The sequence below is a fragment of the Pseudomonas sp. Pc102 genome (assembly GCF_018408275.1).
In the GTDB taxonomy this organism is placed as follows: Bacteria; Pseudomonadota; Gammaproteobacteria; order Pseudomonadales; family Pseudomonadaceae; genus Metapseudomonas; species Metapseudomonas tohonis.
Window position 1 is genome coordinate 3090293 of record NZ_AP021905.1, and the last position, 12862, is coordinate 3103154.

At 67.9% G+C, this 12862-nt stretch carries 10 protein-coding genes; 5 read left to right on the forward strand and 5 right to left on the reverse strand.

The window, feature by feature from the left end:
• Positions 1-296: 296 nt before the first annotated feature.
• Positions 297-827 (reverse strand): ankyrin repeat domain-containing protein, encoded by a 531-nt coding sequence (locus PHLH3_RS14335; protein WP_213630075.1) that lies wholly within the window; start codon positions 825-827, stop codon positions 297-299.
• 48 nt (positions 828-875) lie between these two features.
• Entirely contained in the window at positions 876-2339 is a 1464-nt protein-coding gene (gene katB, locus PHLH3_RS14340; protein ID WP_244863070.1) for a catalase KatB, read from the reverse strand.
• Between the two features lie 266 nt (positions 2340-2605).
• On the opposite strand from katB, the gene PHLH3_RS14345 reads away from it, so the two are divergent.
• Positions 2606-3508 carry a hydrogen peroxide-inducible genes activator gene (locus PHLH3_RS14345; protein ID WP_213630080.1) on the forward strand — a complete coding sequence of 301 codons (903 nt, stop codon included), beginning with the start codon at positions 2606-2608 and terminating at the stop codon, positions 3506-3508.
• 6 nt (positions 3509-3514) lie between these two features.
• Here PHLH3_RS14345 and PHLH3_RS14350 read toward each other — a convergent pair whose 3' ends face one another.
• Positions 3515-3856 carry a hypothetical protein gene (locus tag PHLH3_RS14350; protein ID WP_213630082.1) on the reverse strand — a complete coding sequence of 114 codons (342 nt, stop codon included), beginning with the start codon at positions 3854-3856 and terminating at the stop codon, positions 3515-3517.
• Between the two features lie 202 nt (positions 3857-4058).
• On the opposite strand from PHLH3_RS14350, the gene PHLH3_RS14355 reads away from it, so the two are divergent.
• The 3 genes from PHLH3_RS14355 to PHLH3_RS14365 all read left to right on the forward strand — a co-directional run bounded on the left by PHLH3_RS14355 (position 4059) and on the right by PHLH3_RS14365 (position 6760).
• Complete coding sequence (locus PHLH3_RS14355) at positions 4059-5063, forward strand: TerC family protein (RefSeq protein WP_213630084.1); 1005 nt, start codon at positions 4059-4061, stop codon at positions 5061-5063.
• A gap of 90 nt (positions 5064-5153) precedes the next feature.
• Positions 5154-6068 carry a hypothetical protein gene (locus PHLH3_RS14360; RefSeq protein WP_213630086.1) on the forward strand — a complete coding sequence of 305 codons (915 nt, stop codon included), beginning with the start codon at positions 5154-5156 and terminating at the stop codon, positions 6066-6068.
• Entirely contained in the window at positions 6065-6760 is a 696-nt protein-coding gene (locus PHLH3_RS14365) for a hypothetical protein (RefSeq protein WP_213630089.1), read from the forward strand. Before PHLH3_RS14360 ends, PHLH3_RS14365 begins: the two co-directional genes overlap by 4 nt.
• A 27-nt stretch (positions 6761-6787) precedes the next feature.
• Here PHLH3_RS14365 and PHLH3_RS14370 read toward each other — a convergent pair whose 3' ends face one another.
• Positions 6788-8851 carry a TerD family protein gene (locus tag PHLH3_RS14370; RefSeq protein ID WP_213630091.1) on the reverse strand — a complete coding sequence of 688 codons (2064 nt, stop codon included), beginning with the start codon at positions 8849-8851 and terminating at the stop codon, positions 6788-6790.
• A gap of 277 nt (positions 8852-9128) precedes the next feature.
• On the opposite strand from PHLH3_RS14370, the gene PHLH3_RS14375 reads away from it, so the two are divergent.
• Positions 9129-10808: a hypothetical protein gene (locus PHLH3_RS14375; protein ID WP_213630093.1), complete on the forward strand. Its 1680-nt coding sequence runs from the start codon at positions 9129-9131 to the stop codon at positions 10806-10808.
• A gap of 49 nt (positions 10809-10857) precedes the next feature.
• On the opposite strand, the gene PHLH3_RS14380 is transcribed toward PHLH3_RS14375, so the two are convergent.
• On the reverse strand, positions 10858-12354 hold the full coding sequence (locus tag PHLH3_RS14380) for an aldehyde dehydrogenase family protein (protein ID WP_213630095.1): 1497 nt from the start codon (positions 12352-12354) through the stop codon (positions 10858-10860).
• Positions 12355-12862 lie beyond the last annotated feature (508 nt).

Genomic DNA, 12862 nt, shown 5'->3' on the forward strand with positions numbered 1-12862 from the left:
ACCCTACGCCCACCCTACGCCCACCCAAGCCCACCCGCCCGCGCCGAGCCTACCTTTGCAGGTGCGAATTCATTTGAGCGTGCTCATGAGTCATCGGCTCTGCCTGTGACGATTTGAATCGAGAGCCCTGCAGGATGAACGCGTGCCGCAGGGTGTGCGGTGCGTACCGCCGCTCGGTGCTTCCGGCGAGCTCCAGGTGCGCGCAGCACACCCTACGTCTTGAGTGAGCGTTGCTGCATGCCCCGAACCAGGGCGTGGATGTTTACCCGCTTAACGGCGCGCGCTCCGGACCGCTGTCAGCGGGTACGGATCTCCCCCCGCGCCAGGCTTTGGGCATCGTTGCCCAGCGCGTCCTTCAACGCCATGTCGGCGCCTTTCTCGCGCAGCTGGTCCAGCAACCGGGTGCGCTGGAACAGGGCGGCGTACATGGCGGCGGTCTGCCCGGCAGCGTTGCGCTGGTCGGTGGGGCAGGGGGTGTTCATCAGGCGGTGGGCGATGCCCAGTTCGGCCTTGAAGATGGCGCCCATCAGGGCGGTGTTGCCGCGGCCGTCCTGCAGGCAGGGATCGGCGCCGGCGGCGAGCAGTGCGTCGACCGCTTCGGCGTGGCCGTGGTAGGCGGCGAGGATCAGCGCGCTGTAGCCCCTGGCATCCTGGATGTCGAGGTCGTAGCCGGACTCGATGAAGGCCTGGAGCACCTCCAGCCGGCCTTCGCGCGCGGCGTCGAGATAGCGCTGGGCCAGCTCGGCCCTGATGGCGGCCGGGTCGGGCGCCGGTTCGGCCTGGGCCAGGCCGGCACAGAGCAGCAGGGCGAGGAGTGCATGGTTCATCTAGGGCTCCTGGGGCCGGCCCGCGCGTGCGGGCCGGCGCTTGGCGGGTCAGTCGGCGAGCGTGGCGGCCAGGGCCTTCACCCGGGCCAGGTCGCCCCCGGCCACCTTGGCGACGCGGGTGCCGTAGTCGCTGTCGGCCTTGTACAGGTAGGCGAGCATCAGGTGCTTGCTCTCGCTGTCGGTGCCGGCGAGGGATTGGCCGAAGCTGTCGACCAGGTCCTGCTGGTCCTTCTTGCCGTAGGAGCGGTACAGGTCACCGGCCTGCTTGAAGTTCTGCTCGCGCTGGATGGCGCGTTGCTGGGTGGTGCCCTGCAGCGGCGTCTCGACGTAGCGGGCGCTGGCGGTGGCCTCACGCGGTTGCAGGCGGCTCGGCTCGTAGTTCACGCCGCTGGTGGTGTGGCCGGCGTTCATGCTGCCGTCCTGGTTGCCGTTGTTCACCGCGCCACGGGGCTTGTTGACCGGCAGCGACAGGCCGTTGCTGCCCACCCGGTAGAGCTGGGTGTCGGCGTAGGCGAAGACGCGGCCCTGGAGCAGGCGGTCCTCGGAGGGTTCGATGCCGGGCACCAGGTTGGACGGTGCCATGGCCACCTGCTCGGTCTCCTGGAAGAAGTTGTCGACGTTGCGGTTCAGCACCATCTGGCCGATCTTGCGCTCGGGCACGTCGGGCCAGACCTTGGTGGCGTCCAGCGGGTCGAACTCGAAGCGCGCCAGGTCCCTGGGCTCGAGCACCTGGATGTACAGGTCCCATTTCGGGAAGTCGCCCTTGGCGATGGCGTTCACCAGGTCGTGGGTCATGTGGCTGTAGTCCTTGCCCTGGACCGCTTCCACCTGCTTCGGGTCGAGGTTGCGGATGCCTTGCAGGCTCTTCCAGTGGAACTTCACGTAGTGCGTCTCGCCCTTGGCGTTCACCAGCTTGTAGGCGTGCACGCCGTTGCCGTCCATGAAGCGGTAGCCGGCCGGGGTGCCCTCGTTGGAATAGAGCAGGGTGAGGGTGCGGATGGCCTCGGGGTGGTGGGAGAAGAAGTCGAAGCGGCGTGAGTCGTCGTCCAGGTTGGTGCGCGGGTCCGGCTTGAAGGCGTGGACCATGTCCGGGAACTTGATGGCGTCGCGGATGAAGAAGGTGGGGAAGTTGTTGCCCACCAGGTCCCAGTTGCCATCGGCGGTGTAGAACTTGGTGGCGAAGCCGCGCGGGTCACGCAGGGTTTCCGGCGAGTGGTTGCCGTGCACCACCGAGGAGAAGCGCACGAAGACCGGCGTGCGTTCGCCGTTGCGGAACACCTTGGCGATGGTCAGGTCGGCGAGGTCGGCCGTGGCGGTGAACTCACCGTGAGCCCCGGTGCCACGGGCGTGCACCACGCGCTCGGGGATGCGTTCACGGTCGAAGCGCTGGAGTTTCTGGATCAGCTGGACGTCCTGCAGCAGCACGGAACCCTTCGGTCCGGCTGTCTGAGAATTCTGGTTGTCGCCTACGGGGGCGCCGTTGTCACGGGTCAGTGGTGCGCCCATGGCCATGGAAAATTTGAACAGGCATGCCGCCGCCAGCAGGCCGGTGGCGGTGCGTTGGAATCTGGACATTTGCGTCTCCTGATGTCTCTGGTTCGGGTGTTGCGGCCTGAACCATAGGGAGCGCGGAAGGGCTCGGATAATAGGATTTCGTCAGCCTGGCGATTAGGAAATATTAAAGGTCCTGCGCGCGCCGCCTCCCTAGAGTTCTCGGGTACAAGCCGCACCCCGGATTCACAGGAGGCCGCCACGGCGGCCCGCACGCAGGATGACCGATGACCCTGACCGAATTGCGTTACGCCGTTGCCCTGGCGCAGGAACAACATTTCGGCCGCGCCGCCGAGCGCTGCCATGTCAGCCAGCCCACCCTCTCGGTGGGCATGAAGCGACTGGAGGACTACCTGGGCGTGCTGCTCTTCGAGCGCAGCAAGGGTGCCGTCTACCTCACGCCCATCGGCGAGAGCATCATCGAGCAGGCGCAGAAGGTGCTGGCCGAAGCCAATGCGGTGCTGGAGATGGCCCACGCCGGGCGCAACCAGTTGTCTTCGCCGCTGCGGGTCGGCGCCATCTACACCATCGGGCCCTATCTGTTCCCGCACCTGATCCCCCAGTTGCACACCGTGGCGCCGCAGATGCCGCTGTACATCGAGGAGAACTTCACTCACGTGCTGCGCGAGCGACTGCGGGAGGGCGAGCTGGACGCCCTCATCGTCGCCTTGCCGTTCACCGAGCCCGACGTGCTGACCAAGGTGCTCTATGACGAAGCCCTGTGCGTGCTGCTGCCCGCCGAGCACCCCCTGGCGGCGGAGCAGCGTCTGTCGGCGGATGCGCTGGAGGACGCCGAGCTGCTGATCCTCGGCGAGGGGCATTGCTTCCGCGAGCGCGTGCTGGAGGTGTGCCCGGCCACCCAGCGCGCCAGCGTGGAATCCAGTTCCCTGGAGACCATCCGCCACATGGTCGCCTCCGGCCTCGGCGTCTCCGTGCTGCCGCACTCGGCGGTCTCCGGCCATCACTATTCGCCGGGCAGCGTGGCCATCCGTCATTTCAGTGCGCCGGTGCCGTTCCGCCAGGTGGCCATAGCCTGGCGCGCCAGCTTCCCGCGTCCCCGCGCGATCGACGTGCTGGCCGATTCGGTCAGGCTCTGCTCGGTTTCCCGTGGGCCGAACGGGGAGGTTTGAGAGGCGCTAGGACCGCCACTTCTCCAGGGCCGCCTGGCAATCCTCCACCAGCGCCGGCATGTGCGCCTCCAATTCCTGCCAGAGCAGCAGTGCCAGGGCCTCCTGCGCCGCCGTGCGCAGCGGCGCCCATTGCGGGTGGTCGAAGTTGTTGCCTTCCAGGTCGACGTAGGCCTCGTGGCTCAGGGCCTCGCAGGCGGCCAGCAGCGCCTGCAGGCGCGCATGCGACCGAGGCAGAAGACTCGGTTGAGGGGGGGCAATGGCGGAGGGTTTGAGACTAGCCAGCGTCAGGAGGCTGTCAATGGACGACGAGGCACCCTCATGCCCTGTTCCAGCCTTGATCAGGACCATGCGCCATGCGCGGTCAGGCTCATCGGGTAGCGGGCGGAGCTTTCGGCATGACCCGCAGGAAATACTTTGCAAAAGCCCGCTCGTTGAGCGCTTCCCCCGGGATTCTGTAATTTAGCCGCCGTGAAGCCGGGCCCCTCTGGCGGTTAATACCGCGATGTCGGAATCACAGTCTGTACAACTTCGACTGCAAGGAGGGGCTCCAATGACCGCCCTAGATACGTTCCTGTTTTCCGACTTCCTCGGCACCGCCACCTGGCTGTGGCTGGTCTTCTTCGCCGTGGTGTTCGCCCTGCTGGCCTTCGACCTGGGCGTGCTGCATCGCGATAACCGCGAGATCGGCGTCAAGGAAAGCCTGCTGCTCTCCGCCGGCTACATCACCGCCGGCCTGCTGTTCGGGCTCTGGGTGTTCTTCCAGAAGGGCGGCGACGCCAGCATGGATTACCTCACGGGCTTTCTCATCGAAAAGTCGCTGTCGATGGACAACGTGTTCCTCATGGCGATGATCTTCAGCTTCTTGGCCATCCCGCGCGAGTACCAGCACAAGGTGCTGTTCTGGGGAATCATGGGCGTGATCGTCCTGCGTGCGGTGATGATCGGCCTGGGCGCGGCGCTGATCCACGAGTTCAGCTGGATCCTCTACGTGTTCGGCGTGTTCCTGGCCATCACCGGAGTGAAGATGCTGTTCTCCAGGGTGGATGACCACCCGGACCTGGAGAACAACGCGCTGGTGAAGTTCCTGCGCCGGCACATGCGCGTCACCGACAGCCTGCACGGGCAGCGCTTCTTCGTGCGCCAGCCGGACGCCGCCGGCAAGACCGTGCTCTGGGCGACGCCGCTGTTCCTGGCGCTGATCCTCATCGAGTGCGCCGACCTGGTGTTCGCCATCGACAGCGTGCCGGCGATCTTCGCCATCACCCAGGACCCGTTCATCGTCTACACCTCGAACATCTTCGCGATCCTCGGCCTGCGCGCCCTGTACTTCGCCCTGGCGGCGCTGATCCACCGCTTCGCCTACCTGAAGTACGCCCTGGCCCTGGTGCTGGTGTTCATCGGCGCGAAGATCTTCCTGGTGGGCATCATCGGCAAGATCCCGGCGGTGATCTCCCTGAGCGTGACCCTGGGCCTGCTCATTGGCGGCGTGCTGCTGTCGCTGTACAAGACCCGTGGCCAGGCGGCGCAGCCCATCGAGGAAAACCGCGCGAGCTGATGGCGCGGTGTCACACCCGCCCCCTCGCGCACTGACGCGCCGAGGGGGCTTTTTGTTAGGCTGCGCTCCTTTTTTCGCAAGGAGCATCGCTTGGCCCTTTCAGCATGGAAGCACCTGCCCGCGTTGGCGGCCCTGTTCATCGCCACCACGGCGAACGACCATACCCTGCCCAGCACGGTTTACCGGGGCACGGCAGGGGACATGCAGCTGGAGGTCATCCTCCAGTTCGACAGCGCCTGGGACGTCATGGCCGGGTTCGTCGAGACATCGGCCGCCGCCGATCACCTGACCCTGGAAGAGACCCCCTATGACGCCAGCGAGCCGCTGCTGATCAACCTGCGCGACGGCACGCCATTGCCGCCGGCGGCGATCGAACTGCAACCCTTCGCCCTCGACCAGAAGGTGCTGCAAGGGCGCTGGATCGACCTGCGCACCCGCGAGGAGCGTCCGCTGCAGCTGCAACGGGAGCAGGTGTTCCGCGAAGGCTCCAGGGCTGTCTACGAGGCCGACCTGCTGCAGCAGGGCACCAGCCAGGGCATGAGCTTCCGCGTGCATGCACGCAAGGCGGCCAACGAAGCGGTGCCGGTCTTCGACCGCATCACCGTCATCGACAAGGCGAGCGGCGCGACGCGACAGGTGATCGAGGGCCTGGATGCCTACTTCTTCGGCACCGACACCCTGCGGCTGGCCTACCTGGACGATGACGACGTCGTCGACTTCTCCTTCGTGCCCAAGCGCATCCGCGAGAGCGACAAGGCCCTGGCCAGTGGCACGGTGCAGTACTACCTGTACGATCCGGCGTCCGGCCGCTACGCACTGCACGCGGGCCTGACCGAGATGGCCGGCAGCGGCTCGCTGTACCCCGACGCCCACCAGCGCGGGCGCTTCGAATACCGTCCCGAAGGCGGCGATGGCTACCGGCCCGGCACCTTCCACGCGGGTTTCTATCGCCTGGACGCAGGGCAGCGGGTGGTGGCTGAACCGGCCGGGGAGGCCGCGCAATGAGCCGCCTGTTCCGTTCCTGCTTGCGTCTGGCGCTGCTCGCGGCCCCGTGTGGGCCCGGCCTGGCCGGCGCCGTGGATGTCTACCAGGGCACCCTCGGCAAGCAGGCGGTCACCCTGGTGACGTTCCAGCAGAACCGCATCATCCGCGGCGTGTATTTCTATGACCGCTACCGCACGCCGATCCGCCTCAAACCGGTGTTCAGCAACAACGAGCCCAACAACGGCATCGGCATGGACGAACTGGACGCCGGTGGGCTGCCGGCTGCGCGCATCCGTGTGTTCTTCTCGGGCTACTACAAGCGCGATGCCACCCTCAATGGCACCTGGACCGACTACCGCACCGGCAAGAGCCTGCCCATCCACATGAAGCACGTGGCCATGCTGCGCTCCGACGAAGCCTGGCCGGGGGCGACCACGGCGGTGTTGCAGGCGGCCTCCACCGAACGCTTCTACTTCCAGGTGCCGCTGGCCAAGGACGGTGGCACGGCGTCGGCCATCGAGGTGTATGCGAAGAAGACCGGCAAGCGCGTGCAGACCCTGAGCCTGCCGGGCTGCCGCAGCGAGGATGTGGAAACCGTGCAACTGGCGGTGGAGCAGGGCGCTACCCAGTTGCGGGTGGGCAAGCGCTACCGCTGCGCGGGCGTGGCCTTTGCCTGGGACGAGGGCACGGGGCAGTTCGAATCCCTACGTTGAGACGCTCGAGCGGGCGTCTCCCGTGGCTCAGAGGAACTCGGCGCGGATGCGGTCGGTGTCGAACGGGGTGATGCCCTCGCTCAGGCCGAACAGCGTATCGGCCTGCTCGGGCGTGTCCACCCGGCTGCCGCGCGCCTCGGCATGCAGCGCGAACAGGGTGTGCAGGTCCGGGGCGGCGAGGCTGGTCATGGCGCGCAGCATCAGCGTGATGCCGCTGAGGTTGTTGGCGACGTTGTTCCAGCGCGGGTAGCCGCCCAGGCCGATGTCCGTCCAGATCAGGCAACTCTGCTCCAGGTCGATGATGAAGGGCAGGCAGGTCTGCTGGTTGGCGGAGAGGTCGAGGCGGTCTTCCACGGTGCGGGCCTCGAAGACCTCGCCGGAGTTCACATCGCTGCGGGCCATCCAGCCGGCGAAGCATTCCGGCAGGTCGCAATAGGGCTGGTTGGTGTAGCTGTTGACGCAGGGCACCACGAAGCGCAGGCCCTTGTCGCGCAGCAGTTGCAAGTCGAGGTCGATGAACTCGGCGGCGCCCTTGGGAGCGTCGACGATGTCACCGCTGTGGTGGCCGCCGTAGCCGTGCAGGTTGTAGTAGGAGACCACGTCCCGGAAGACGTAGGCGCCGTCGAAGAAGGCGGCGGACAGGTCGATGTCGGTGCGGCTGTGGCCGTTGGTCCACCAGAGGAACAGGCGGATATAGCGCGAGTCGGGCAGTGGCAGGCGGCTGCCGCGCACCAGGGTCCGCAGCGAGCGCGACGCCGAGCGCTGGGCCAGGGGCACCATGCGGTCGACCAGCTCCGGCGCCAGGTAGCAGCGGCCCAGTGGCGGGCGGCTGGCGAAGCGGGCCACCAGGGTGGCGCGGATCAGGGCGATGGCGTCGGCCAGGTGCTCGGGTGCTATCGGTGCGCGCCGGTCCGGGAGGCTCCAGGCGCGGGCGGCATCGCCCTTGGGGAAGAAGGTGCGCAGGGGCGCGTGCCCGCGATGTTCGAACTGCGCCAGGGCCTGCAACAGCACCGGCGTGGCGACCTGCTGGGCGACTTCGGCGAACTGCCCGAGCACGGACCCGGGCTGGGCGCTGATGCGCAGCAGGTGGTCCAGGCGCCGGGCCATTTCGCCGGGGCGGGCGGCCAGCTGCCGCGTGGCGGCCTGGGTGTCGCCGCTTTCCAGGGCATGCTCGACCTGGCCGTTGAACCCCTTGAACGGCAGGTCTTCGCGCAGCACCCTGAAGGCTTGCCAGGCACGTGGGTACTGCTCGCTGTAGTCGCCGGGGTGCAGGCTTTCGCCGAGGCGCTTCCAGCGCTCGGGCCAGCGGCGCATGTCTTCGGTGGGGTCGCCAGTGGCTTCCAGCAACGCCAGCAGCCGGCGCCGTTCGCGGCGCTTGAAGCCCTTGAAACGGCAGGGCTCGACCAGCGAGACATCGCCATCGCAGAGCGCCACGGCCAGGCGCAGCACATCGGTGGCGGTGCCGATCCGCTGGTCGATGAAGCGCTCGGCACGTTCGCCGGGGACGAAGCGCAGCAGCCAGGCGGCGATCAGCGCGAGGTTTTCCTTGAAAGGGATCTCCTCTGGCAGCAGGTCTAGCACCTTGTCGCGGTATTGGCGCACGAACCACTGCAGGTCGGCCTTGTCCTCCACCGACAGCGAGGTGCGCGAGGCGGCCAGGCGGGTGCAGATCAGCTCGAATTCCGCCTGGGTGCCCAGCTCGATCTCACGCGGGTGGCGCTCGTGCAGCAGGGGCACCGGCCGGCTGGGGTCCTGCACGTAGAGGCGGCGCAGGGTCAGGTAGTGGTACACGGCACGCTGGTACAGCTGCGCCTCGTCGAGGGTCAGGCTGCCGGCCGGAAAGTCGGGGAACAGCGGGCGGTATTCGCGGTGCGCGCCGGTCATCGCGGCCAGGTGGCGACGCAGGTCGCGTAGCACCCGCTCTAGCTGTTCGGCGGAGAGGGTCAGCAGGCGTTCACCGAGCGCCTCGGAGAGCACGAAACCGAGCTGCTCGGTTTCCTTTTGCACCATGGCCAACTGGGCCAGGCTGGCGCCACCCTCACCGGGGCTGACCGCGAACTTGCGGCAGCGGCGCAGGAAGATTCCGTTCACGTCTGCTCCTGAAATGAAAAGCCCACCGTGAGGTGGGCGGGTGGGAAGCGGGCACCCTAGATTCAGGGGTAGAAGGAAGGACGCCCATAGCCACGGCGCCGAGGATATTGCAGGCGGCGGGAAAAATGAATCACCCCTTGCAGACGAATGCTCGACGCCTTCGCATCATGGCGATTCCCTCCTGGTCTGCCGCTGGTGGGCACCTTCGCTTCACGCCATGATTGGCCTTTTTGCGCAGGCCGTGGATCGGCCAGGCCCGCTGTGCAGGGAAACCGCGATGCCCATGGAATCGGAACTGGCCTCGGCCGCCTGGCTCTACCTCGGTGGCGAGGGTATCGAGCCCCATTGCCTGGCGACGGACGCCTATGTGACGCCGCTCTGGTGCCTATTGCTGGCCGGCGCCGAGGTGGTGCCGGCGATCACCCCGCCGCAGCAGGAGGCGCAGACCCCCCGGTTCGGCCTGCGCCTGCCGCTGGCCACGGCGCAAGGCAACTGGGCGCAGTTCGATGCCTATATCCGCCGGCACCCCCAGCACCATCGCGTGCCCGCCATCGGGTTGTGCCTGGATGCGGTGGCGGTGTTCCTCAGCAGTGCCGTGACGCGGAGTGGGGCGCCGGTCGAGGCACTGTGGCTGCAGGGCGACCTGGATGCGGTTTCCGGGCCCTTCGACGCCAACACCGATTCGCGTATCGGCTTCTGGAAGTGGAACGCGGACACGCGCCTGCACGCGTTGCAGGCAGGCACGGTCGACCTGCACGACGTCACCCTGGTGCTGGACTACGAGGACCTCGACGAATGGGTGCGGGCCTTCGGCCTGGATACGCTGGACCATCCCTGGTTCCGCGCCTTGAGCCATATCGAGAATTTCAGCGAGTTGCATGCGCCCTTTGGTGAGCTCGCGGAGCCCGTCGAGGCCGAACCGCTGCCAGATGAGTTGGATGAGAGCGATATCGAGCCCGGCGAAGAGGCTGAGCTTGAACTGGGGCTTGAACCAGAGCTTGAAGTGGAGCGGGAGGCGCCCGTGTCCCCTGAAGAGTGGGCGCGCCGTTACACGGCGGGCGACCCCGCTGCGGCGCTGGCGTTGTCCCACCTTGCCGCTGAGCCGGCCCAGGCCATGCGCTGGGCACGATGTGCCTGTGGCCTGGAAGGCACGGCCAAGCCCACCGCGGCGGCCTGGTTGCGGCTGGCGCAGCTGGCGTTCGAACGGGCCGGCAGCCTGGCGGACCTGCAACAGGCGCGCGGCTGGGTGGAGCGTGGGCAGGCGCTGGACCATGAGCTGGATGAGGTCCATGCGCTGCTGTTGCTGCAGGCACGCCTGTGGCTGGATGCCGAGGCTGGGCCGGTGGACGGTGCCCAGGCCTTCGCCGCGCTGGAGCGCCTGTTGCTGCTGAGTGGGCGCAACCAGCCGGAGCACACCGAGGGGCTGCACCTGCTCGGCCTCTGCCGCCGTGACGGGCTGGGTTGCACGGTAGATAAGGAGGCAGCGCGGGTGCTGTGGCGCTCGGCGGCGGCCGATGGCCATGGCCCGGCGACGCAAGCGCTGGTGGCGTTGCTGGCGGCCCAGGCCGAAGCCGAGGAAGACGCCGAAGCGGCCGAGCGGCTGTGGCTGGAAGCACTGAACCACGCCGAGGTTTACCTGGAGTGTTTCGCCGAGGACGGTGCCCCGGAAGTGGCTGCCTTCATGCACGGTTTCTGCGGTGAGCTGGCGTTGCGCACCGATCCCGTCGACTGGGAGGAGGCCGAGGCGCACCTGCTGCGTGCAGCCGAGGCGGGGCATGCCGAGGCCATGGGCCTGTTGGCGGTGGAGGTGTACCGCAATCGCCACAGCCCGCTGCGCGACCTGCGCCGGGCGTTGCACTGGGCCTGGCGCTATGGCGTGGCGAGCGGCGTGCTGAAGTCGGCCGACGCCGGCTGGCAGCGCTGGGTGTTCGCGCTGTTCTGGCTGCTGCGGGGGTAGGGCAGGCGCATCGCCCGGGCCGTTGCGGGCCGGGCGATGGCGCGTTGCATCAGTAGGTGATGCACACCGACTTCACCTCGGTGAAGCCTTCGATGGCGGCCTTGCCGAACTCGCGACCCATGCCCGATTGCTTGTAGCCGCCGAAGGGCAGGTTGGGGTCCACCGGCACGTGGTTGTTGACCCAGACGGTGCCGGCCTCGATGCGCGGGATGAGGTCCATCACCCGGCCCAGGTCGTTGCTCCAGATGCTCGCGGTCAGCCCATAGCGGCTGTCGTTGAGCATGTCCACGGCCTGGTCGAGGTCATCGAAGGGCAGCACCGAGAGCACCGGGCCGAAGATTTCCTCGCGCACCGAGGTCATCCCCTGGGTGACCTTGCCCAGCACCGTGGGCTGCACGAAATAGCCAGGCAGGTCGGGCTGGCCGCCGCCGGTGCAGAATTGCGCGCCTTCCTCGCGGGCGATTGCCAGGTAGCGCAGCACGCTGGCCTGCTGGCGGCGGGAGACCAGGGCGTTGACCTGGGCTTCCGGGTCCATGCCCGCGCCGACCTTCAGTTGCGCCACCTGGGCGGTCAGCGCCTCGACGAAGTCCTGGTAGCGGCTGGCGTGCACGTAGAGGCGCGAAGCGGCGGCGCAGACCTGGCCCTGGTTGAGCAGGCCGCCCCCGATGGCACCGGCCACGGCTTGCTCGATATCGGCGTCGGCCAGCACCAGCATGGGGTTCTTGCCGCCCAGCTCCAGGGTGAAGCGGGTCATGTTGTCCAGCGCCGTGCGGCCGACCTGCTTGCCCACGGCGGTGGAGCCGGTGAAGGACACCTTGTTCACCAGCGGGTGGGCCACCAGCGCCGCACCGGCATCGGCACCGCCCACCAGCACGTTGAAGGCACCCGCCGGGATGCCGGCCTGTATCGCCAGCTCGGCCAGGCGCAGGGCCGTGAGCGGCGTCTCGTCCGCCGGCTTGATGATGATGGTGCAGCCGCAGGCCAGTGCCGGCATCACCTTCCACAGGGCGATCATCATCGGGAAGTTCCACGGCACGATACCGGCGACCACGCCGGCCGGCTCGCGGCGGGTGTAGGCGTTGAAGCGCGCCTGGGCCGGCACGGGGATGGACACGTCCAGCGTCTGGCCTTCGATCTTGGTGGCCCAGCCCGCCATGTAGCGCATGTAATTGACCGAGGCGCCGACCTCCACCGCGCGGGCGAGGTGGATGGACTTGCCTTGGTTGAGGGTTTCCAGCTGCGCCAGTTCCTCGCCATGGGCTTCCACCAGGTCGGCGAAGCGCAGCAGCACCCGCTCGCGCTCGGCGGGGGCCAGTCGGCTCCAGACGCCGGAGCGGAAGGTGCGGTGGGCCGAGGCGACCACGGCGTCCACCTGCGGGGCGTCGGCCTGCAGGGTGCGCGAGAGCACCGCGCCGGTGGCGGGGTTGTGCACCTCGCGCGGGGTGCCTTGTGCGCCCTGGTGCTGTTGGCCGTCGATGAACGAGGCGTGGGTTCGGTCGACGAAGGCGTCGACGCTGGGGAGGGTGTTGATCAGGGCATTGGACACGATCGGCTCCTGGTTCGGGCAGCGGGATGGGGCGCCCGCATGGGGCGTGCCCCAGCTTAAGGAGGGAGCCGGTGCCGGGCTTGACTCTGCCTGCCATGCCGACATGACCCAGCGTGCAGCGGGCGCGGCGTGTCAGGCAGACGCAACGACCTGGCAGCGGTGAGCAAGCGGCGCCGAGGTGCACGTGGGATAGTCGGGGCGTCGTCTGCGAGGGCGACACCATTGTTGCTTGCTCCGTGTCACCATGCTTCGCCGCCGCCCTGGTCATCGGCGGCATTTTTTTGCCCGCATTTTGGCGGGAAGGCGGACGAGGTCGGAGCACAGGGCGTAGTTCGTCGCACGGGTAGAGGTACGCAACCCATGCTGCCGGAGCAGCCGGCAATCACGGTGTGGGATGGGGCCTCGGGGCGATGGGTTTCGCTGCGCTCTACGCCATCCTGCGGGGCGTGCGGGCATGTCAGGCTGCTACAAGAGCAGCGGCAGGCAGGGGCAAGACGCCCGGGGAGGG

Bases quoted from the DNA above. Each gene is read 5' to 3' on its own strand.
- katB (WP_244863070.1), bottom strand. From the start codon at position 2,339: ATGGCCATGGGCGCACCACTGACCCGTGACAACGGCGCCCCCGTAGGC.
- PHLH3_RS14375 (WP_213630093.1), top strand. From the start codon at position 9,129: ATGCCCATGGAATCGGAACTGGCCTCGGCCGCCTGGCTCTACCTCGGT.
- PHLH3_RS14355 (WP_213630084.1), top strand. From the start codon at position 4,059: ATGACCGCCCTAGATACGTTCCTGTTTTCCGACTTCCTCGGCACCGCC.
- PHLH3_RS14365 (WP_213630089.1), top strand. From the start codon at position 6,065: ATGAGCCGCCTGTTCCGTTCCTGCTTGCGTCTGGCGCTGCTCGCGGCC.
- PHLH3_RS14335 (WP_213630075.1), bottom strand. From the start codon at position 827: ATGAACCATGCACTCCTCGCCCTGCTGCTCTGTGCCGGCCTGGCCCAG.
- PHLH3_RS14345 (WP_213630080.1), top strand. From the start codon at position 2,606: ATGACCCTGACCGAATTGCGTTACGCCGTTGCCCTGGCGCAGGAACAA.
- PHLH3_RS14350 (WP_213630082.1), bottom strand. From the start codon at position 3,856: ATGGTCCTGATCAAGGCTGGAACAGGGCATGAGGGTGCCTCGTCGTCC.